Genomic DNA, 21,497 nt, shown 5'->3' with positions numbered 1-21,497 from the left:
GGTGATTCCTGGTTCTCCTGTGACTCCAGTAGATCCTGTTACTCCCGCCGAGGCGAGAAGGGTATAATCAGCCGAGGTTCCTGGAGTTCCGCTCGGCGAAGCAATATTTGAAATGTAAAGACTGCCATTGTAAGTTACAACCTGCCCAAAAGGATATGCAGGTGCTGCTGCCGGATCAAAAGGTAGTATACCGCCTAATCCTATACCAGTCGCTCCTGTTGGACCCATTGGACCTGGAATGCCAGTAGCTCCTGCGGCCGCTAACAATGTGTAATCAGGTGAGCTGTCTGGTATTCCGGTCGGAGAAGGTACATTAGATATATAGAGGCTGCCGTCATACGTGACAATCTGCCAGACAGGATAAGCTGGTGCCGCTGCCGGATTGAAGGGGACAATACCCTGTAGGCCTACACCTTGCTCACCCGTAGCACCTGTCGCCCCTGTAACACTAACATTAAACATGTTCGGATAGGACGTTCCTCTGCCACTGCATCCGTCTCCATTGTTCAAAGGAGTCAATTTTTGCACCTCCAGTTTTTCTCATTGCTGTCATCCTATGTTGGAGCAGGTGTAAAAGGAACGACTGATAACATATCATCTATTACTGCGAATACTGCATCATAGAAAACTTTTGAATAACATATCTAAAATAATCATCTTCCAGTATGCTGGTATTTCCTTTTATACTAAAAGTAGATCTTATATAAACATTAACAAGGGGATACAAAATGAAAACGAAAAACCTCACTCTTATGGCTATCCTAGTCGCAATCGGAGTGCTTGGCGCACAGTTTCTCTGGTTTCCGACAGGGACTGCCCGTGCCTTTCCTGTCCAGCATGCTATTAATGTCATTACCGCTGTACTGCTCGGTCCCGGTCCAGCAATTGTCGTTGCCTTCCTCATCGGGCTTGTCCGCAATATGCTTGGCCTTGGAAGCTTACTAGCTTTTCCAGGAGGAATGCTAGGTGCCCTGCTTGCTGGATTTTTTTATCGTTTCTTCCGACGAAAAGGTGCAGCCGCGGTTGGGGAGATGATAGGCACTGGAGTGCTTGGGTCCCTGCTCTCTGTTCCAATCGCTAATTTGCTTATGGGCCAAAAAGCTGGAGCATTGGCATTTGTCCCGGGTTTCCTCGCCAGTTCCATTACAGGGGCCTTACTAGGCTGGTTAATCATTCGCCGATTAAAAATACCACAACAGCGCCAGTAAAAATAAGGGTCCTAATTGGATCCTTTTACAAAGAGATAAACTCTTTTTTATATACAGTTCGTACTTGGAAAAGTACTTGGGACGCATGCTGCTTAAACTTGTACTCAGTTGGCTTGCCTTTTGAAAAATACAACCCAGCTTCCTCTGGTGACTTTTCTAATCCTGCGAACAATCTACCCGCTCCTACACGCGGATGCGGACCGAAGAAGCGGATGAAGGGCTGGATAAGCAGAGGCAAGCCCCCGTTTTTACCTTTTCGCATCGTATTGTTATTACCCGGATCAACACTGACAATCGTGATGCCTTCTTTCTTAAGTTTTGGCGCTAATGCGTGTGTCCAAAGGGTGATGGCTAGCTTCGTAGATGTATATGGGCCCGTAAGCTTCTGAAACTTCTTTGGTTTTGCTAATTCCTCAGGTACGAATGTTTTCCTGAATTTGAATGCATCAGAACTTGTCTGGATAACCATACCCAGCGATCCCTTTTTTAATAGACCTAACATTTCCATCGTAATGATATATGGGACTACTGTCTGCACCTCGTAATGAAGCTCACGTCCTTGCGGTGAAAAGAGAAGCTCTGGAAAACTGCCCCCTGCATTATTGAAAAGCGCATCGAGCTTCGGTTCCTGCTCCTTTATTTTTTCCAAAGCAAATTTTAGCTTTGTGAAATCTGATAAGTCGGTACGATATATTCTGATGACCCGCTGTTGGATTTTCTGCTGCAGCTCCCGTTCTTCTACCGGGAATCCGGAACGAATCAATGCGACAACCTCCCATTCACCTGCAATCAGTTTCTTCGTCAGCTCCAAACCTATACCGCTATTTGCACCTGTAACAAGTGCTATTTTTTTCTTTCCTTCTGTCATCTTTTCTCCTCCATTCGTGAATGGCTGCAGTATATAAGATGGAGTTCAGTCCAGGTCAATACATAATAATTCTCTTGACCTGGAGTTAACTTAAGGGCTTACAATAAGCTTATATAAGAAGGAGGCGGACGTATGTATACGATTAAACAAGCAAGTACGCTTTCCGGTTTAAGCATCGATACAATTCGTTTTTATGAGAAAGCTGGATTACTTTCTAAAATTAATCGGCTGCCAAATGGACATCGCTCTTTTTTGCCGACTGACATTGAACGAATGAAAATAATTATTTGTATGAAAAAAGCCGGGTTTACTTTAGAAGAGTTGAAATCTTATCTTGATATCGCTGAAACAAGCAATATGCATGAACATCCTGAATTAATTGCAGGCATGATCCAACATAAGGAAAACCTAAAAAATCAGATGGCCCAATTACAGACTGTTTTAGACTTTATCGATCAAAAATTATCGGAGGGATCATGGCTGGAGAGAAAAGCATAACCACGGTATTGCTTCTGTTCAGCAAGACTATAATACTTTGGTATGATTAATAGTTCTTCCGTCCATACTGCTTGCTAGCGAGGTGGTTAGGATGGATGTAAAACCAAATCTATTATATTCGATGCTGGATGGCTATAAACCGGTCCGTAATCTACTAGGGCTGGGTGACCCGAGCGTTCAAAAGATTGATGATCAGTGGTGGATGTTCTTTGGCGGATTCCAGCGCAACTTCAAAAATAATTTGTTCAGTGCCAGTCTCCCAAAAGGAGCTCCGCTGACGACAGCTAATGCCTGGAGAATTTCAACTTACCCTGGAAAGCCGCACAAAGCGAAACCTTTGCTGCCTCAGCCAAAGGATGCCGCCTGGGATCGGTACGGATTGCATGAGCCTTGTTATGTTGAAGGAGAAGTGGATGGAGAGCCTGTTCGCCGCATCTACTACACCGGCCGGAGTGCCAGCAATGTCTTGGGAAATGAATCTCCTTATTCAATTGGCTGTCTGGAAATGAGGCACGGTCGATGGTTTCGGTACCCGAAGCCAGTGATGGTGGGCACTGTACGAAATGATAGTGTACTTGCCCCTAAAGTGATTTACGATGAAGGTAAATGGAAGATGTGGTTCGCTGCAACGCCACATGAACCTGGCAAAGGGGATATCCCGATGCATGAGGTATACGCCACAGAAAGCGATAATGGGCTTGATACATGGACGAAGCCACGACTGTTCTTTACACGAGAAGATGCGTTCACACATGCCAGACCGAAACGGATTCATGATATGTACTACTTACTCGTCAGTCGCTGCGGCAATGCTTTTGGCGAGGACACATATAAACCGCAGGATCTTTGGTTATTCAAAAGCAAGACAGTCAGCTTCACAAGAGCAGATTGGACGGAAGAACCAAAACCGCTGATTAAAGCAGACATTGGAGAAGACTGGTATCAGAATGGCATATTCGGATCCTGTCTTTGCGTAGATGACAGCGGAGAGCTGGTCGTATTCTTTTCGGCTATCAATAAATCTATCTATTGGGTTAACGAAGCAAGCTACCGGCTGAGGAAAGGAAAGAGGCCTCCTTTTCCTGCACCATTCTATTTCACAGTCGGCAATATGCGAGTAGGTAGGACCAAAGCAAAATAAGAAGGAATGCACTTTTTGCATCCCTTCTTTATATTTAATTTATGTTTTAAGGTCTGCTATTTCTTCCGAATCTATCTCCGTTATCATCAAAACCAAGACTGTGTATAAATACGTATACTATGATATTATCCTTTTCTTATAAAACTACGCGCTAATGCAGGACCCCTCTTCAAACTCTCCACACCTGCCATACTGCAGATCGAAGCAACAATCACTCCTGATCCTAAGAACTTCGCAGCTAAATAAAATCCTGAACCCGCAGCAATATCAATCATGACAAATGAATATATGGCAGTTGCTTTCACAACAACGATTACAATTTCCCGTTTTTTTGCTGACACGAAGCAAGCCCCCTTCCTCCGTGTTCAGTTTATGTGTGGAGTAGCTTGACTCATGTTCAAATGTTCACACGATCTGTTCTTGCTTCTTTTACCTTTTGTATATACTGCTGTGCAATTGATGTAATTTTGTCATAGTCTCCTGTGCTGGCAGGGGCTACAAGATTGCCGCCGACTCCAACAGCTACCGCCCCATTTTTCAGCCAATCGCCGACATTCTCCAAGTCCACTCCGCCTGTGGGCATGATATTCGCCTGTGGAAGCGGAGCTTTGACCGCTTTGATAAAACTTGGACCGAAAACACTTCCCGGGAAGAGCTTGACAATATCAGCTCCTGCTTCCATAGCCCGCTTTATTTCCCCGATTGTCATACACCCTGGCAAGTAAGGAACTTGATAAAGATTACATAGCTTGGCAGTATCAGCATCAAAGGTCGGACTCACAATGAAACTGGCGCCTGCGAGTATGGCTAAACGGGCTGTCGTACTGTCCAGCACTGTCCCTGCCCCTACGACTACATCTGGGTTTTCCACGTACTGGGCAGAGAGCTGTTTGATCACTTGATCAGCATCCTTAACAGTAAATGTCACTTCAATTCCTGTAAGACCACCCTCTATACATGCATCGGAAATCCGGATGGCCTGTTCCGGCGAATCCGCACGAACTACAGCTACAATTGCTTGGTCAGTAAGCTTAGCTAAAACTTCTGCTTTTCTCATCTGTTTTCCCTCCATATGTGTACTGAATTTACAAACTCCAACCGTTCCCGTATCATAGAAGTAAGCAATGAATGCAATAGAAACGGAGTAATATCTATGTCTAATGTGCAATCACTCGAACGAGCCTTAACTATTTTGAATACGCTTTCCGATTATCCTGATGGCCTGCCGATTGCGAAGCTGACCAAGCTGGTAGATTTGTCGAAGAGTACGACACATCGGCTTCTGGCAACACTTGTGGACATGAATTATGTGGCAAAAGATCCGGAATCAGACAAGTATAAAGTAGGTTTACAAACACTTTTTGTTGCTCGCAGTGTCTTGAATAACAACAACATCGCCAATGTGGCCAAGCCTTACTTGAAGCGGCTGTGTGCAGATGTCAATGAGACTGTGCACCTTTGCATCGAAGATAAAGGTGAGATTGTCTACATTGATAAGCTTGAAAGCAACCAGACGATCCGCATGTACTCACGCATCGGCAATAGAGCGCCCATGTACTGTACAGCTGTCGGAAAAATCCTTTTATCAGGTATGGCGGCTGGCCGGCTAGAAGAAATAGCTGATTCTACCACCTTCACGCCGCGCACGCCGCGCACAATCACGTCGAGAGAAGAGCTGCGCACTGAAGTGGACAAAGTTCGCCAACAGGGGTATGCACTGGACAATATCGAGAATGAAGAAGGCATTCGCTGTATTGCCGCTCCGATTTACAGCCATGAACATCGGATTGTTGCGAGCTTCAGTATCTCCGGTCCCAGCAATCGTGTAACAATGGACAGAGTAAACACTGAACTGATAACTAAAATGAAAGTCTGCAGTCTGGAAATTTCCCATGCATTAGGCTATACCAGATAGAGGAGAAGACCTTCCGCTTGGAAGGTCTTCCTTTTTTATCCGATCGGCTCTCGTTTCATGAAATGTGTAAGCTCTTCACGGTTCGGCAAGCCATCATTATCTCCAGGTGACATGACGGCAAGTGCACCAATAGCAGCTCCTCTGGCAATACTGTCAGGCAACTCTAATCCTTCTAGCAACCCGCTCACAACACCAACCGCAAAGCCATCGCCCGCACCAACCGTATCGACCACTTTTTTCACTGGAAACCCTTCTGTATAGAATTGCGTACCATCCATACAGCTGGTAAACGCTCCTTCTGCCCCCAGTTTCAACACAACAGTCGGCACACCAGCTTCATGATAATATGCAGCAATATCAAGCACATCGGTTTTTCCAGTCAATTGTCTTCCCTCGGCGACACCTGGGAAGATAATATCCGCTTGGCTGGCAAGTTCGTTAATAACTAGCGCCATCTCCTGCTTATCAGGCCACAGACCTGGTCGAAGGTTCGGGTCGAATGATACCTGCAGTCCATTTTCCTTAGCTTCCTTCATCATCTGGTAAACCAATTCACGACAGCTTTCGGACAAAGCCGGGGGAATACCTGTCAGATGGAGATGATCGTAATCAGTCCATTTGATTTTTTTAATCAGCTTTTTATCCATGTGTGAAGCTGCCGAGTTCTTCCGTGCCGAAAACACTTCCGGATCTCCGCTTTTCACTTTCTGTTTCCATTGCATTCCGGTTACAAAGGCAGGTTCATAGCTAACATAAGTGGTATCTATCTTATTTTTCCGTAAGAATTTATGAATGTTTCGACCGAATGGATCCAAGCCCAACTGGGTGACATACGTCACTTGATGCCCAAGGCGAGACATTCCGATAGAGAAATTCACTTCTGCTCCTGCGATGAAACGGGAAAAGCGTTCAGCATCATCCAGAAGCCCTTCCTGCTCCGCAACAAATAGTGCCATCGGTTCTCCTATTGTTAAGATTCTGCTCATCTGTCAACGTCTCCTTTATGCAAAGAGAGACATACTGTATATGCCTCTCCGGTGGTTTTATACAGTATTTGAGTTGATATTTTTCGGATCGATATTTGTATCGTCTGTCTTCTGCTTTTCCTTCTTCTTCATATGCTGAGCCCAAAAAGCTGTGAGAATCGGGACAAGAATCGACGTAACAACTACAGATGCTGCAACAAGTGCAGTAGCTGCTTCTGCAATCGGCATGAATTCCGGAATCATTGTGGCAATAATCATTGGGTTGGCAACTGCCGCACCAGCAGTACTGGATGCTGCGATACCAGCAGTTCCATTTCCGCCTCCGATGTATTTGTCCGCAATCATAAGCGGAATACCAGTAACGACGATAACAAGTACACCAAGGATGATACCTGCAAGACCTGTCTCCAAGATGACACCTAAATCAATAGAGTTACCTAGCGCGAAACCGAAAAACGGAATCATTGTCTGTGTTGCTCTGCTGAAGAAGGCACGAAGATCGCCATCCAAGTTACCTAGCAGGAAGCCAACTAGAAACGGTAGTACTGCTCCTACGAATACTTGTGGTTCAAACGCAGCAAGACCCGTAGAACCGAGGATGATCATCGTCATGAGCGGACCGGATTCTAAGGACATAAGGACAAATGCTCCAGCTTCCTCTTTTGATCCGTATTGCTGCATGATCGATGCATACAACCCGCCATTCGTCATATCCATGGCTGCAACGAGTGTCAGAACGGAAAAGCCGGCGAATAAACCAGTCTGAATGCCTCCTTCAGGCAGGAACTGCGCTGCAATGATAGCTACAACCCACGCAACAGCAATCTTCGTGATAACGAGTGTGCCGGATTTGCGTAAAATTATACCAGTCGATTTCAGCTGGATGCCTGCACCCATGCAGAAGAACCAGACTGCTAGAATCGGAATAGTTCCTGTCATAAGTCCGCCTGTGAAGGACCCGAAGTATTCCGCCGAACTCGGCGCGAAGGTATTAATAATTGCCCCTAAAAATAACGGTACGAGCATGAGCCCGCCAGGAATTCTCTCCATCGTTTTCATTATTTTCACTTTGCATCCCTTACCTTTCCATATAGGTAATCGAGCAAAAGAAATTGAGATGTTTGAATCACTTTACGTGATATGCTATTTTTATAGTGATCGCCCAGATCATTGGAATGAGAGGGTGGCATACACAAAGATTCTTCAGATCTTTGGTCACCTTCCCAATCCTCTCAATCTCTCTTTCCCGTCAAACAACTTCGACGCAATTCTTAATACCTGCTTATCTCGCGAGCCAGCCACCATCAACAGCCAACACATGGCCATTCATATAATCAGAGGCACGACTTGCCAAAAATACAACTACCCCCATCAAATCAGACGGATCTGCCCAGCGTCCGCTCGGAATCCGAGATAAAATTTCTGCATTACGTTTTTCATCAGCACGAATTGGTGCAGTATTAGCAGTGGCTACGTACCCAGGCGCAATCGCATTCGTCTGGATATTATAAGCGCCCAGCTCGTTGGCAAAAGCTTTTGTCAGCCCTGCGACAGCATGCTTGCTGGCTGTATATGACGGGACGAATTTGCCGCCTTGGAACGACAGCATCGAGGCAACATTGATTATTTTTCCGCCGCCTTGTTCCGCCATCACCTTAGCAGCTTCCTGGCCTAGCAGATAGACAGCATGCAGGTTAACGTCCATGACCTTATCCCAGTCTTCTTCCTTGTACTCAAGCAACGGCGTCCTGATGATTGTACCAGCGTTATTCACGAGAATATCAACCTTGCCGAAGACATCCACACAGCTTGCTACAACTTGCTTCACTTTTTCTCTATCTGTCAGATCAGCTTGATGGAAATGCGCCTTGCCGCCAGCTTCTTCCACTAGCGCTTTCGTTTCTTCCCAGTCGTCTCGGTGTGTCACAACGAAGACATCAGCTCCTGCCTTTGCCAAAGCGACTGCATAGCCCTGGCCGAGCCCCTTGCTGCCGCCTGTCACAATTGCAACCTTGCCAGACAAATCAAAATAACTCATGGAAAAGTCCGTTAGACTCATTTTTATCCCCCTTTTAGCGAAGCTCATCCATCGACACTTGATCCATGTCGGTGTACGTCTTATTTTCTCCAGCCATTGCCCAAATGAATGCATAGTTGCTAGTAGCACTTCCGCAATGGATTGACCAAGGCGGAGAAATGACAGCTTGTTCATTTTTCATGACAAGATGACGCGTTTCTGTCGGTTCTCCCATCAAGTGAAACATACGTGCACTCTCATCTAAATCAATATACAGATACGCTTCCATCCGGCGGTTATGAGTATGTGTCGGCATAGAATTCCAGACACTGCCGCTTTCCAGAATTGTGATCCCCATTGCGATTTGACAGCTTTGGATACCTTCCAGATGAATGATACGGCGGATAACGCGTTCGTTTGCACTTTCCTTCGCACCAAGAGCATCTCCCGGAACATCTTGGAACGATACATGTTTAGTCGGATAAGAGGTATGTGCAGGAGCAGAAAACAGATAATACTTAGCTGGATCTGTTTCATCACTGCTAGTAAACAGTAATTCCTGATTGCCTTTGCCGATATAAATGCAATCTTTGTTCGCCATTTCGTAAGATTCTCCATCAACAGCAATTGTTCCATTGCCGCCAATATTAAAAATCCCGACTTCTCTTCTTTCCAGGAAATAATCCGCCTTGATTGCGTCATAGCTCTCTAAAGCGATTGAGCTGCCGGCTGGCTGAATTCCGCCGATGATTGTCCGGTCTTCCATGCTGTACACAAGCTTGATTTCTCCGGAGACAAAAAGTTCCTCAACTAAGTAATGATTGCGCAATTCCTCGGTAGTGAATGTCTTGGCGTGGTCTGGATGAGTTGCGTATCGCAATTCCATTTCTATCATCTCCTTACCTTTTTTCGTGGCTCCCACAGATTCAATGAAACCCCTTACATAATAGTTTAGAAATAATGGCATCTAACAACGATGCCTTCACTCGTATTCCACATTGTGGAACGGTGTTTCATTATAATAATTATAGCGCTTTCATCCCTATAAATCCAGCCTAATTATACATTATGACATATTATTTCCAAGCAGTAATTTTCATCAAATGAATCTATCATCTACCAAGCTATTTGTGATCGCATCCATTCCCTTCCAGTCTAAATTTCTGATAAACTGTTAGTAATACAGATGAAAGGGATTACACCTATGAATTCAACCTTGGAAATGATTATATCGATATTCGAGCGTGCTGCCTTGCTGCTCATTATCTTATTTTTCCTGACCAAAATTAAAGGGTTTAAAGAAATACTTCAAAAAGAAAATCATTCGGTCCGGGAACTTAGCGTACTGACTGTCGTCTTCTGCAGTTTCGCCATATTCGGGACATATTCCGGGATTGAAGTGGAAGGTAGTCTCGTTAATATAAGGACAGTGGCTATCTTCTCTGGCGGCATTTTATTCGGGCCATGGGTTGGTATCATAACAGGTATTGTATCCGGCTTGCATCGATATTTGATCGACATCGATGGTATCACTTCATTGCCCTGCTTGATCACTAGTGTGACAGCAGGCTTTGCGTCTGGATTTATTAATCGCAGGGTTAAAAAGCATCGTTGGTGGTATGTCGGTATCGGAGCTGGTATTTTGAGCCAAACATTAACCATGCTGTTGATCATTACACTCGGAGAACCAAGGTCTCAAGGTATTTCAATTGTTGAACAAATAGCTGTTCCGATGATGATAGGCGAAATCAGCATCGGTTTACTTATCCTGCTCGTCCATAATATTGAAGGAGAAAAGAAACAGATTGCCGCAGCTCAGGCGAAGCTTGCGTTGGATATTGCCAATAAGACGCTTCCTTATTTCCGGTCCATCACGCCTGCTTCCTTGCAGCGTATCTGCCAAATCATTAAAGAAGAGATTGGTGCAGATGCTGTTGCCATAACGGATACGAAAACAGTGGTAGCTTATTACGGTCTGGGGGCTGAGCGCTACGAGGATACAACGTCGATTGTAAGCGAAATGACGAAACAAGCCATTAACAGCGGTCAAATCGTCATCCGGAATGAAGTTGATGATCATCATCTGCCGCAGATGCACTGCCTGCTTATCGTACCTTTCCAAGAAGGCGACGAGGTGACAGGCGCTTTGAAGATATATTATGAAAAGGAAAACCGGATAACAGATTCTTTGCAGACGCTTGGTATCGGACTGGCACAAATCATCTCAAACCTAATGGAGATTTCCCGGATTGAACAGATCAAAGAGACAGCCAACAAAGCTGAGCTAAAAGCTCTGCAATCGAAGATCAACCCGCATTTCCTCTTCAACTCGCTGAATGCAATTGCATCGACTACAAGACGCGATCCGAATCGTGCCCGCGAGCTGATTCATAACTTATCAGGCTATTTGCGCTATAACCTGGAGCTGCATGATGAAATGATTGCTATAGAAGAAGAACTGAAACAAGTACGTGATTATGTGGAGATTGAAAAATCCCGCTTCGGTGACAAACTCCAGATTATTTATGATATTGATCCGGTGCAGATAAAAGTGCCTAGTCTGCTGCTGCAGCCTTTGGTAGAGAATGCTATCCATCATGGTGTTCGGAAACGCAAATGGCAGGGTGCCGTCTATCTATCTGTCAAAGCACGAGAAAAAGATATCCGCATCAGTATACGAGACACTGGAGTTGGGATCGACCCGGAGATTGTTGAAAAACTGTATAGAGATGAAGCAAGTGTGAAAAATATTGGACTAGCCAACGTGCATCAACGCGTCCGCCTGATTTACGGGAAAGGTCTGACCATCAATCGTCTTGATCCTGGTACGGAGATTTACTTTGATATACCAGTGAAGGAAGGGAAATAACCATGACACTACGTGCAATCATTGCAGAAGATGAATTACCTGCACAAGAGGAGCTGCAGTACTTAATTGATACATACAGTTCCATCGAGGTGACTGACCGCTTCGATGATGGATTGGATGTGCTGAAGTATTTTCAGGAAAACACGACGGATGTACTGTTCCTCGATATCAACCTGCCGTCACTGGATGGCATGATGCTTGCGGGAAGCTTGGCCCAGTTCAAGCATAAACCAATAATCGTATTTACCACAGCCTATAAAGAACATGCAGCTAAAGCATTTGAGCTTGAAGCATTCGATTATATATTGAAGCCATACAGCGAGGAACGCGTTGCGGCAATGCTTAAGAAGCTTGAATCGCAGAAAGCATCGGCAGATATTGATCGAATAGAACCGGCAGAAACACCAGCACGGCTCAATGTTTGGAAGGACGAGAAGATCTATGTGATCAATCTGAAGGAAATCGCCTATGCCGAGGCCGATGAAAAGCAGACAACCGTACACACAAAGGATGAGGTATATACTTACCCCGGTTCTATCAGTACTTTTGAACAGCAGCTGCCAGCAGACACGTTTTTCCGCTGCCATCGTTCTTATATAGTAAACACGGAAAAAATACATGAGATTCTTCCTTGGTTCCATAATACGTATCTTGTCAAAATGAAAGGACTGGGTGAGCAAATTCCGGTCAGCCGAAGTAAAGCAAAAGAGTTTCGACAGATTATGCGCCTTTAAGGACCATTCATTCCTCAAATAGAGCAACTCACGAGAAAACGCTTTCAGATGCATCTGCAGCGGATATGATAAAACTATCAAAACAACGCAGATGAAATGAGGGACTTCTCATGAAAACAGGAACGAATCGCTGGCTGATTGTACTAGGTACAATCATAACCCAAATTGGTCTAGGTACTATTTATACATGGAGTCTATTTAACCAGCCATTGGCTGATGCATATGGGTGGAGCACATCTTCGGTAGCGATCACCTTCTCGATTACGAGTTTCGCACTGGCAGTAGCCACTCTTTTCGGCGGAAAGCTGCAGGATAAACTCGGAATCAAGAAGCTGGTCATATTTGCTGGTATCCTGCTCGGTGCTGGGCTGATACTAAGCTCTCTAGCTACATCACTATGGCTCATCTATCTATTAGCAGGTGTTGTTGTCGGATTCGCCAATGGTATTGCTTATATCACTACACTATCGAACGTAATCAAATGGTTCCCGGAAAAGAAAGGCCTCATATCTGGTATATCAGTAGGTGCTTTCGGGACAGGAAGCTTAGTCTTCAAATATATTAACCAAGCATTGCTTTCATCAGCTGGAGTACAAGCTACATTCCTAATTTGGGGAATAGCTGCAATCATCCTAATCTGCGGAGGAGCCTTCTTCCTTAAAGATGCTATTCTTCCACAGGAAACTACTACTGGGGCTCAAACTAAAGACTTCAGTATTAAGGAAATGCTGCATACGAAACAAGCATACATTCTATTTGTCATCTTCCTTACAGCTTGCATGAGCGGCTTGTATTTAATCGGTATCGTTAAAGATGCCGGCATGGAACTTGCGGGTCTATCTGCTGCTACTGCAGCGAATGCAGTAGCTGTCGTAGCTATCTGTAATACGACTGGTAGAGTTGTGCTAGGCGCACTATCTGATAAAGTGGAACGTCTGTACTTGGTTGCAGCAGGACTTCTTGTCACTGCAGGAGCTGTTGCAGTATTAAGCATGGTGGAACTATCAACAACATTGTTCTTCGTCTGTGTGGCGGCCATTGCATTCTTCTTTGGCGGTAACATCACAGTCTTCCCGACTATCGTCGCAGATTATTTCGGATTGAGAAATCAAAGTAAAAACTATGGTGTCATTTATCAGGGGTTTGGTATCGGTGCATTAGGAGGCTCATTCATCGCATCACTGCTTGGAGGTTTCCAGCCGACATTCGTAGCCATCGCCGTACTTTGTGTCATTTCATTCTTCCTTGCGGTCACAGTCCGCAGCCCGCAGCAGCCAGTTGCTGCTAAGAAGAATAAAGAACGCCGGCATTCACGCCCAGTTCCATCCCAGCAGCATTAATGACTAACCCAGGAGCAATGAATGCTCCTGGGTTTTTAGTTTGTACGCGGATCAGTCGTCAGTATAGAATACTTATAATGATCCTCGAACTTGCCATCAATACGCAGCAAGTCGCGTTCCAATCCTTCTCGTTGGAACCCACATTTCTCCAGTACCGCAACCGACCCTAGGTTTCGCGGCATTACTCCTGCTTCAATCCTGTGGAATTTCCCATCTTCAAAAGCAAAATCCAATACAAGCTGCACTGCTTCCGTCATATATCCCTTACCATTATGTGCTTCATCCAGTGAATAACCGATCATGCATTTTTCAGCTGTATTCCGCTCAATAAAGAATAAGGAAGCCGTTCCAATCAGGACATCTTCCTGTTTTAGGAATATTCCGAATTCGTAGCGTTTATCTTCCTGCCAATCTTTTTGTGCTGCTTCAATATTCTTTTTGTATTTCTCCAGTGTGTAGTCCGAATCACTACGGTCTACTGGCGAAATAGACTCGAAAAGTTCTCTGTTCCGCAGATTCAGATCCAGAAGCTCACTGGCATGCTTTTTCTCTAATGGTTTGATTTGCAATCTTTCACTTTCATACATACTAATCCGCTCCCTTCCTTCTCATTATAGCAATAAGAAAAGGAATCTGCGCATTACGCTACAGATCCTCTCCACGGTAAGTCGCTATCAGATAGCTGGCACTAATCGGATGATAATCCGTTTTCGGTGAAGGGCTTTTAACCTCGTCCTCCACTTTATTATCGGCTGTGAGCCATTGATACCAAGCACCATGTTCTGGATCAATGAAATGTTCCTGTACATATCGGAATAGCTCATCATAATGCTCACTATAAACATCATTTCCAGTCTGGCCATGCAGCAATGCTGATGCCGCTAGTGTTTCTGCTAAAACCCAATAAGATTTCCCTTTATCAATCAACTCTTTATCAGGGCTCATCACAAAGAATATGCCGCCTTGGTTTTGATCGTGGTAAAGATTCCAGCCAGTTTGATAAAGCTCTTCCGCACGTTCAAGCAGCCCGCTGTCTTGCTTGTGAATATATAGCCAAGCAAGGAGCTTGCTCCATTCAAATTGGTGTCCTCCAACGAACCCATAGGCGCGAAATTCATCCCTTGTCTCGCCATGATTGAATTGTTCATTCTTCATCCAAGCCTCATCGTAGTTTTCCCATATAAGTCCGTTACTTTGAGCCGCAAGTTTATTGGTTACTTGGTCTGCAATGTTTAAAGCTTGATCCAGATATCTTTGCTGACCTGTTGTTTCATATGCGGTAATTGCTGACTCACATATGTGCATATTGCAATTCTGTCCGCGGTATTCCAAAAAGCTGGACCAATCACGGGATGCTTCATCTTTATATAGTTTTGCGGATGGTTCATAGAATCTTTCTTCCAGCACTTGATAGATGTCCGAAAGTAATTCCTCCGCTCCTTCTATTCCTGCATCCACTGCAGCTACCGCAGCCCGGAATATAAATGCATGACCATATGTCAGCTTCTTATCATCTGTCACACTGCCATTCTTCAGCTCTGTAAAATAACCACCATACTCTTTGTCCCACAGTGTCTCTTGGAAAAAGGTTATACCGTGCTCGGCCGCCTCTCGATATTCAATTTTTTCCGTAAGTTTGAAGCCGACACTGAAATTGTACAAGTGGCGCGCTTGTCCGACAATATGTTTGGTCGTATCCTCAGTGAGCGTTCCATCCAAATAATAGCCCTCGTGATACCCTCCGTATGAACTGTCTATTGCTGCAGGATAATAGAATGCAAGTGTCTCTTCAATATGCTGATAGAGTCCTTGTTTTGTATGAAAATCAAATGTATTTTTCACGACCGTCACTCCTTTGCATAGGTTACGTCACCTGTTTTCCCTTTTTTGCCAGCTGCAAACAGATGAAAAGTGGTTGTTTTAGTTCTATAACTACTCTATAATGAGTAACTATAAATTAATTACATATGCATTTTCCGGAGGAGCCTGCCACCCCAGGCCCCTCTGTGTCCATTTTAGGCATATCCACAGTGAAAACTGGCGGATATGCCTTTTTTTGCGGCCGGAATTGCATAAATAATTTACAAAGGAGTAAGATATGGAATTTATTTTGCACTTAGCTTTAATTTTGTTGTTTACGAAGATTGCTGGACAGCTAGCCTTAAAGATTGGGCAGCCATCTGTTTTGGGAGAACTGCTCGCCGGTGTCATCCTTGGACCTGCAGTACTCGGCTGGATACAGCAAACTTCCTTCATCCATGAATTCTCCGAAATCGGAGTACTTGTCCTCATGTTCATTGCCGGACTGGAAACAGATCTGCAACAGCTGAAAGAAAACTGGAAATCCGCTTTTGCAGTTGCTGTTCTCGGTGTTATTTTCCCATTCATCGGTGGTTACAGCCTTGCCCTTGCATTTGGAATGAGTCAGGGACACGCACTGTTTTTGGCCTTACTCTTCTGCGCGACGAGTGTCAGTATTTCTGTACAGGCATTAAAGGAAATGAACAAGCTGAATTCACGAGAAGGTACAACAATCCTTGGAGCAGCTGTTGTTGATGATATTCTCGTCGTCGTACTGCTTGCAGTACTAATGAGCGTGCTAGGTACAGGTGAATCAGTCAGTCTGGGCGCTTTAATCGGGAAAAAAGTACTCTTCTTCGGTGTCATCATTGTCGCGTGCATTTGGCTGATTCCGTTAGCTATGAAACTGTTCGCTCGCTTCAAGGTAAGTGAGACAATCGTTTCTGCTGGCATCATTCTTGCGCTGGTTTTTAGCTACTTCGCTGAATATATGGGCGTTGCAGGTATTATCGGTGCATTTGCAGCTGGTATTGCTATTTCCCAAACAGAATACAAGGACGTAGTAGAACATAAATTAGAGCCGATTGCTTATGGAGTCTTCGTTCCCGTATTTTTTGTGAGCATCGGTTTGAATATTAGCTTAGATGGGGTTGGATCTCAGATTCTGTTCATTGTGCTTATCAGCATTATGGCTATTGTTACAAAACTACTAGGAGGAGCGCTGGGAGCAAGACTGACCGGATTCAACGGCAGATCCTCCATGGCCATTGGAACTGGTATGGTTTCAAGAGGCGAAGTTGCATTAATCATTGCTGGTACTGGTTTAAGCTCAGGCTTACTGGATCCGGAATACTACACAAGTATTATAATCATGGTCATTGTGACAACACTTGTAACACCATCCATGCTGAAATTTATCTTCTCCAAAACAGGAGATACTTCACAGCAGCGGTCTGTTTCCTAAAACAAAAAGAGACTGTCAGTCAACGACAGTCTCTTTTTGTTGTTTCGAAATATAGATGATGATGCAGCTGACAGCCTGGGTTGAATGCTGCTTTACAGTCCGGGCAATGATCTGTATGCATGTACTGATTGATACTGAGTGTTGTTTTACACACCCCGCATAGTATCGCTTTTTCATCGAATTGGTCTTTCGGCCAGACTTCAACCTTATGACCGACCGTTTCTTCATGGCATTGGTGACAAGGATAAAATTGATTGCAGCAAGCGAACTTGATTGCTATGACATCCAATGGAGAGTGATAATGTTCACATCTTGTTTCCCCATCTACTGTCTTTCCATGTACCTGAAACATATTAATTACCGATGTGGAAATCAGAGAATGGATAGAAGGTCATCTTCACTTCTCCGATTACTTCTTTCTCTGAAATGAAGCCGAACATGCGGCTGTCTTTACTATTTGTGCGGTTATCACCCATAACAAACACTTCACCTTCAGGAACCTTCTCCTCGCCGGTCAATTCCTTAAGTTTAAAATCACCAGTAACCATATCCTCTGGCAAATAAGATTGATCCTGCGCCTCGCCATTCACATACAGCACATTATCTATTACCTCAATCGTATCCCCAGGCAAACCAATCACTCGCTTTATATAGTGGGCATCTGCATCGGGTGCGTTGAATACTACAATATCATTACGCTCTATTTTCGAAACTTTGCTGACAATGACGTGATCGCTATCATGGTATGTCGGCAGCATTGACTCTCCATGCACCGTTGACGGTGTAAACAGGAAGTATCGGCAGCCAAAAGCAATAACAACCGCAATCCCGATTGCTCGCAACCAGGAAAATATCTCTTTTTTTGTATTATTATCTGACATGATTCTTTCTCCTAACCTATCTTTATGTGAAGTATAGGGTACATGCTAAGTTTAGCAGTGTCAGAGATGGAAGCAAAGCGGAACCCCTTACATGAGACCGCTAATACTTTTACTTAACTATTGTCTGCCCAACTCTTGCATACATCTACCCATTCTTTTCCCTTGCCATATTCTGCAAGTTCTTCACAAGTTAGTTCTATTGCTGAATTACTGCTGCCACAGGCTGGAAACACCGTGGAAAAACGCTTTAAGGAAATGTCCATATACACAGGTAATTTATTTATTAAACCAAACGGACAAACTCCGCCAACAGCATGACCTGTTTGTTCTAACGTTTCCTCAGCAGAAAGCATCCGTGCTTTTACACCGAATAGCTCTTTAAACTTTTTATTATCAATTTTTGCATCCCCTGCAGCAACTACCAAAACAGATTCTCCATCTTCTCTACCTCTAAATGCTAATGTCTTAGCAATTCGTGCAGGCTCCACACCAAGTGCAGCAGCAGCTAGATCTACAGTGGCACTAGATAAATCGAGCTCTATGATATCACTGCTTCGGTTATAATTTGCTAGATAATCTTTTACATTTTCGATACTCATTTTATGTACCACCTTTTTTGAGACCTTATAGCATAAGTTTTGATACAGTCTAAAACTCTACCTCCATCTAGAGGTAACTCGCGGCCAGCGTTTCTTCCACCAGGAACGTTGATCATTTTGCAGTTGAAGACCCTTTTGTCTGCCGATAGCCTCAACCACCTCGATTATCGACATAATATCGGTTGTCAATTTATTTTCAAATATTGGATTTGAAAGACTCTGTACGCACCGCTGTATCTGCTGAGCAGCCCAGGAATTCAGCTTGTTTCCCCGCTTGGCAAGACGCACACGCAATGTCTCTTCCGAAGCAATTAACACAAGATGATAGACTTGGTGACCTTCCTTACGTAATTGACCGATGATTTCTTCGTAGTTGGACGGTTCCGTGATTGTCATCGGAACGATAATGACATCTTCCGTCTTTGCAGCCATATAAGCTAGATGCTCATATACGATAGAGCGCCAAAGCTTATGCTGCTGGAAATCGGGTTTCTGCATTGAATTCGGTATATTGCCCCTTATGTAAAACCCCGCTTTTTCCGGGTCATAAATGAATGCATTCGGCAGCCGGTATCGTAGAGAAATTGCAGTTTGTGTCTTTCCTGCACCGAATGCCCCATTAATCCAGATAATCATGTACGCTGTTCACACACCATGACGATATTGCCATCAGGATCCTGGAAATTGAAGAAAGCAACAGATTCATCTTCCTGCAAGTCCCGCACAATCTTGCCACCTTGTTTGCTAACGCATTCATATGCAATTCGAATATCTTTCGTCTCAAGCATGAAGGCAGGACGGATATCTGGTGCATTATTCCGGTTATCATCGATAACTAGTCCTCTGCCATCAACAGTTTCCATGAACTGCACTGGTCCTTCGGTTGGCTCCGGATCAGGTTGACCTAAAAGATTGGCATACCAATTTGCTGCCTTATTCGCATCTTTCACATGCACAAACACACTGCCAAGCTGGAAATCTGACACGCTACAGCGCCTCCTCTTTTTTGAATATTTTACCATAAGGGTTAGACTGGTAATATAGGTAATAGGTTAGAAGGGACGCAAAAAGAAGGACAAGCATATTAGGTATGCTGTCCTTTCAGACGGTATGGCAACTGAACAAAGAGCTGAATGATGTTAGTCAGTATGTCTAGCATATCAGCACAGTTCCTCTTCGAATGCTAGATTAACCGGTTCATCCTGCATATGATACGTCATATCTATATTTGTAGTTGGAATAGAGTCATCCACTTCCTCGAATCGAAACCCATCCGCCCAGACCTTTCCTTTACCGGATAAGATCACTCCAAAGGAAATGACAGCACTATTTTCCGGAACATCAAGCACAATACAGTATCGGGTCCAATTGGTCGTTCCCTGGATTGGACGGTTGCTCATATTATCGAATTGAATGATATCATCCGATGTATTATCTACCCTCATCCACATGCTCGCAAAGCCCTGAACATCTTCTGTTTTGATGAAACAAGTCAACTGAAGCCTTTTGCCTAAATAATTCGCTGCCTTGAATTGCTGCATCATCGTGGCAAATTCATCTGCTCCCAATACTGTTTTCGACTTCAAGTAACCCGATGCTCTCCCTTGATGTACCTGTTTATAGTCAATTCCCATTTCATAATTGTGGGGATCAGAACCGCTTAATATCCATCCTTTTACTTGTTTATTTTCCATCTTTTCCTCCTTCTGATGCAGTGCAGCTTGCATCATACGTCTGTATCTTCCTGGCGGTAGGCTGTAATGCTTTTTGAAAGCTCTAGTAAATGACTCTTGAGATTCAAAATGAAACATGAACGCGATATCGAGTATTCCCAATTCGGTATGCAGCAGTGCTGCTGATGCTCCAGCCAATCTTCTTCTGCGGATATAATTTGTGAATGACAAACCGACAAAGGACTGGAATAATCGATGGAAATGGAATTTGGAGAACCCGGCATAACTGGCAACTTGGTCGGCCGTAAGAGGTTCGTGTAGATTGTTCTCGATAAAAAGAATTGCTCTTTGTATAGTCGATTCATGAACCTGCACTTGCTCACCTCCTATAGTTACAGCTTAACTCAAATGCAAATCATTCTTTTGATATTTTTTGCTGATTTGTAAAAATTGTCCTGATATACTGAAGGGAGAGGAGTGATAGTAATGGATATGTTATATGAGGCAGCAATTCATTTAATTCAACAACGGAATCCGCGTGGCTGGGGCGGTGCAGCTGCAATGCGTACCAGTGATGGCGTTATCCTTACCAGTGTAGCTCCCGAAGTGCTGAATGCTGCGACCGAGCTATGCATGGAGGTTGGCTCTATTCTGGAAGCCCATAAAATGCAAACATCAGTGACCCATTCCATTTGCGTGACACGTGATGATGAAAATAGTCCTTTTAAAATACTGACTCCCTGTGGCATCTGTCAGGAGCGATTACTATACTGGGGACGCGACGTACAAGTGGCTGTGACACACAATGAGGATAAGGTGAAGTATGTATCTTTACGGGAGCTACAGCCGTTTCATTGGACACATGCTTATCCAGAGGATGAAATCTTCGATAAATAAAATAGCAGACGCTGTCACGTCTGCTCTGGTCGTCTGATATAGTTTTTTACTTCGGGCGCTTCATATTGACGGAACTTTTCCAGAAGACTTGCAGGCTCCGTATCTGAGAGTGTCATTGTCCGGTACTTTTCATGCATGAATTGCTCATCTGCCATGCGGTCAAATAAGCTTACCAGCAGATCATAATAGCCCTCCACATTCAAAATACCGAGTGGCTTTTTATGCAATCCAAGCTGTGCCCATGTGAAAATCTCGAAAAACTCTTCGAGCGTACCTGGTCCTCCAGGAAGTGCGATGAAGCCGTCTGCCAGCTCTGCCATTTTCGCTTTTCGTTCATGCATGGAAGAAACAACGATTAGTTCAGATACATGCGAGTGAGCGATTTCCCGCTTCTCTAGGAATTCAGGCATCACACCAATCACATGGCCCCCTGCTTTCATAGCACCATTCGCAACTGCCCCCATCAAACCTACACTTGCTCCGCCATATACAAGTGTCAGATCCTCAGCAGCCAGCGTCCTTCCTAACTCTTCAGCGGCAGCGATATATGCTGCTGATGCGCCAACACTAGAACCGCAGAATACTGCAATGCGTTTCATATTTTCC

The 21,497-nt window shown here is 44.4% G+C and carries 25 protein-coding genes and 1 pseudogene; 9 read left to right on the top strand and 17 right to left on the bottom strand.

Annotation, left to right across the window (positions count from 1 at the left end):
- Positions 1-462: pseudogene (locus tag CHH58_RS17160) on the bottom strand (BclA C-terminal domain-containing protein); the annotation flags it as partial.
- Positions 463-728: 266 nt separating this feature from the next.
- Here CHH58_RS17160 and thiW point away from each other — a divergent pair.
- On the top strand, positions 729-1,208 hold the full coding sequence (gene thiW, locus CHH58_RS17155) for an energy coupling factor transporter S component ThiW (RefSeq protein WP_095230616.1): 480 nt from the start codon (positions 729-731) through the stop codon (positions 1,206-1,208).
- A 25-nt stretch (positions 1,209-1,233) separates the two neighbouring features.
- On the opposite strand, the gene CHH58_RS17150 is transcribed toward thiW, so the two are convergent.
- Positions 1,234-2,076 (bottom strand): SDR family NAD(P)-dependent oxidoreductase, encoded by an 843-nt coding sequence (locus tag CHH58_RS17150; RefSeq protein ID WP_095262898.1) that lies wholly within the window; start codon positions 2,074-2,076, stop codon positions 1,234-1,236.
- A 132-nt stretch (positions 2,077-2,208) separates the two neighbouring features.
- Here CHH58_RS17150 and CHH58_RS17145 point away from each other — a divergent pair, with 132 nt between their 5' ends.
- Positions 2,209-2,574, top strand: coding sequence for a MerR family transcriptional regulator (locus tag CHH58_RS17145; protein WP_095230614.1), 366 nt, complete (start codon positions 2,209-2,211; stop codon positions 2,572-2,574).
- A 91-nt stretch (positions 2,575-2,665) separates the two neighbouring features.
- Positions 2,666-3,715, top strand: a complete 1,050-nt coding sequence (locus tag CHH58_RS17140) for a hypothetical protein (RefSeq protein ID WP_095261565.1) — start codon at positions 2,666-2,668, stop codon at positions 3,713-3,715.
- A gap of 125 nt (positions 3,716-3,840) precedes the next feature.
- Here the strand turns inward: CHH58_RS17140 and CHH58_RS17135 are convergent, their stop codons facing one another.
- Together CHH58_RS17135 and CHH58_RS17130 are read right to left on the bottom strand one after the other, a co-directional pair.
- On the bottom strand, positions 3,841-4,056 hold the full coding sequence (locus tag CHH58_RS17135; RefSeq protein ID WP_095230612.1) for a hypothetical protein: 216 nt from the start codon (positions 4,054-4,056) through the stop codon (positions 3,841-3,843).
- Between the two features lie 56 nt (positions 4,057-4,112).
- On the bottom strand, positions 4,113-4,772 hold the full coding sequence (locus tag CHH58_RS17130) for a bifunctional 4-hydroxy-2-oxoglutarate aldolase/2-dehydro-3-deoxy-phosphogluconate aldolase (RefSeq protein ID WP_095233644.1): 660 nt from the start codon (positions 4,770-4,772) through the stop codon (positions 4,113-4,115).
- A gap of 96 nt (positions 4,773-4,868) precedes the next feature.
- Here CHH58_RS17130 and CHH58_RS17125 point away from each other — a divergent pair, with 96 nt between their 5' ends.
- On the top strand, positions 4,869-5,630 hold the full coding sequence (locus CHH58_RS17125; RefSeq protein WP_095262897.1) for an IclR family transcriptional regulator: 762 nt from the start codon (positions 4,869-4,871) through the stop codon (positions 5,628-5,630).
- 35 nt (positions 5,631-5,665) lie between these two features.
- On the opposite strand, the gene CHH58_RS17120 is transcribed toward CHH58_RS17125, so the two are convergent.
- The 4 genes from CHH58_RS17120 to kduI form a co-directional block, all read right to left on the bottom strand.
- Complete coding sequence (locus tag CHH58_RS17120; RefSeq protein ID WP_095230609.1) at positions 5,666-6,616, bottom strand: sugar kinase; 951 nt, start codon at positions 6,614-6,616, stop codon at positions 5,666-5,668.
- Between the two features lie 57 nt (positions 6,617-6,673).
- The gene (gene kdgT, locus CHH58_RS17115) at positions 6,674-7,684 is read right to left on the bottom strand and encodes a 2-keto-3-deoxygluconate transporter (protein ID WP_095230608.1); all 1,011 of its coding nucleotides are present in this window, start codon (positions 7,682-7,684) and stop codon (positions 6,674-6,676) included.
- Between the two features lie 214 nt (positions 7,685-7,898).
- A complete protein-coding gene (kduD, locus tag CHH58_RS17110; protein ID WP_095230607.1) occupies positions 7,899-8,675 on the bottom strand; it encodes a 2-dehydro-3-deoxy-D-gluconate 5-dehydrogenase KduD in 777 nt (258 codons plus the stop codon).
- A gap of 13 nt (positions 8,676-8,688) precedes the next feature.
- Entirely contained in the window at positions 8,689-9,519 is an 831-nt protein-coding gene (gene kduI, locus CHH58_RS17105; protein WP_095233643.1) for a 5-dehydro-4-deoxy-D-glucuronate isomerase, read from the bottom strand.
- A gap of 318 nt (positions 9,520-9,837) precedes the next feature.
- Here kduI and CHH58_RS17100 point away from each other — a divergent pair, with 318 nt between their 5' ends.
- The 3 genes from CHH58_RS17100 (at position 9,838) to CHH58_RS17090 (ending at position 13,576) form a co-directional block, all read left to right on the top strand.
- Positions 9,838-11,502, top strand: a complete 1,665-nt coding sequence (locus CHH58_RS17100; protein WP_095230605.1) for a sensor histidine kinase — start codon at positions 9,838-9,840, stop codon at positions 11,500-11,502.
- Between the two features lie 2 nt (positions 11,503-11,504).
- A complete protein-coding gene (locus CHH58_RS17095; RefSeq protein WP_093881476.1) occupies positions 11,505-12,236 on the top strand; it encodes a LytR/AlgR family response regulator transcription factor in 732 nt (243 codons plus the stop codon).
- Between the two features lie 110 nt (positions 12,237-12,346).
- On the top strand, positions 12,347-13,576 hold the full coding sequence (locus CHH58_RS17090) for an L-lactate MFS transporter (protein WP_095234224.1): 1,230 nt from the start codon (positions 12,347-12,349) through the stop codon (positions 13,574-13,576).
- A 35-nt stretch (positions 13,577-13,611) separates the two neighbouring features.
- Here the strand turns inward: CHH58_RS17090 and CHH58_RS17085 are convergent, their stop codons facing one another.
- Both CHH58_RS17085 and CHH58_RS17080 read right to left on the bottom strand, forming a co-directional pair.
- The gene (locus CHH58_RS17085; RefSeq protein ID WP_095261563.1) at positions 13,612-14,163 is read right to left on the bottom strand and encodes a GNAT family N-acetyltransferase; all 552 of its coding nucleotides are present in this window, start codon (positions 14,161-14,163) and stop codon (positions 13,612-13,614) included.
- Positions 14,164-14,221: 58 nt separating this feature from the next.
- On the bottom strand, positions 14,222-15,418 hold the full coding sequence (locus tag CHH58_RS17080) for an AGE family epimerase/isomerase (RefSeq protein WP_170937681.1): 1,197 nt from the start codon (positions 15,416-15,418) through the stop codon (positions 14,222-14,224).
- 256 nt (positions 15,419-15,674) lie between these two features.
- On the opposite strand from CHH58_RS17080, the gene CHH58_RS17075 reads away from it, so the two are divergent.
- Positions 15,675-16,841 (top strand): cation:proton antiporter, encoded by a 1,167-nt coding sequence (locus tag CHH58_RS17075; protein ID WP_095230601.1) that lies wholly within the window; start codon positions 15,675-15,677, stop codon positions 16,839-16,841.
- A gap of 19 nt (positions 16,842-16,860) precedes the next feature.
- Here the strand turns inward: CHH58_RS17075 and CHH58_RS17070 are convergent, their stop codons facing one another.
- The 6 genes from CHH58_RS17070 to CHH58_RS17045 all read right to left on the bottom strand — a co-directional run bounded on the left by CHH58_RS17070 (position 16,861) and on the right by CHH58_RS17045 (position 20,369).
- Positions 16,861-17,193: a CHY zinc finger protein gene (locus CHH58_RS17070; RefSeq protein WP_095230600.1), complete on the bottom strand. Its 333-nt coding sequence runs from the start codon at positions 17,191-17,193 to the stop codon at positions 16,861-16,863.
- A 1-nt stretch (position 17,194) separates the two neighbouring features.
- The gene (lepB, locus tag CHH58_RS17065; protein ID WP_095230599.1) at positions 17,195-17,722 is read right to left on the bottom strand and encodes a signal peptidase I; all 528 of its coding nucleotides are present in this window, start codon (positions 17,720-17,722) and stop codon (positions 17,195-17,197) included.
- A gap of 113 nt (positions 17,723-17,835) precedes the next feature.
- Positions 17,836-18,321 (bottom strand): YbaK/EbsC family protein, encoded by a 486-nt coding sequence (locus CHH58_RS17060; RefSeq protein ID WP_095230598.1) that lies wholly within the window; start codon positions 18,319-18,321, stop codon positions 17,836-17,838.
- Positions 18,322-18,378: 57 nt separating this feature from the next.
- Complete coding sequence (locus CHH58_RS17055) at positions 18,379-18,957, bottom strand: AAA family ATPase (protein ID WP_095262895.1); 579 nt, start codon at positions 18,955-18,957, stop codon at positions 18,379-18,381.
- Positions 18,954-19,307, bottom strand: coding sequence for a VOC family protein (locus tag CHH58_RS17050; RefSeq protein ID WP_170937680.1), 354 nt, complete (start codon positions 19,305-19,307; stop codon positions 18,954-18,956). Before CHH58_RS17050 ends, CHH58_RS17055 begins: the two co-directional genes overlap by 4 nt.
- A gap of 174 nt (positions 19,308-19,481) precedes the next feature.
- Positions 19,482-20,369, bottom strand: a complete 888-nt coding sequence (locus CHH58_RS17045; protein ID WP_095233635.1) for a helix-turn-helix domain-containing protein — start codon at positions 20,367-20,369, stop codon at positions 19,482-19,484.
- A gap of 102 nt (positions 20,370-20,471) precedes the next feature.
- Here CHH58_RS17045 and CHH58_RS17040 point away from each other — a divergent pair, with 102 nt between their 5' ends.
- Positions 20,472-20,891: a cytidine deaminase gene (locus CHH58_RS17040; RefSeq protein ID WP_095233634.1), complete on the top strand. Its 420-nt coding sequence runs from the start codon at positions 20,472-20,474 to the stop codon at positions 20,889-20,891.
- A 14-nt stretch (positions 20,892-20,905) separates the two neighbouring features.
- Here the strand turns inward: CHH58_RS17040 and CHH58_RS17035 are convergent, their stop codons facing one another.
- Positions 20,906-21,490, bottom strand: coding sequence for a TIGR00730 family Rossman fold protein (locus CHH58_RS17035; RefSeq protein ID WP_095230593.1), 585 nt, complete (start codon positions 21,488-21,490; stop codon positions 20,906-20,908).
- Positions 21,491-21,497: the final 7 nt, after the last annotated feature.

It is taken from the genome of Terribacillus saccharophilus (assembly GCF_002272745.1).
In the GTDB taxonomy this organism is placed as follows: domain Bacteria; phylum Bacillota; class Bacilli; order Bacillales; family Amphibacillaceae; genus Terribacillus; species Terribacillus saccharophilus_B.
The sequence above is the reverse complement of the archived record's forward strand: the minus strand, read 5'-3'. Positions and strand labels throughout refer to the sequence as shown.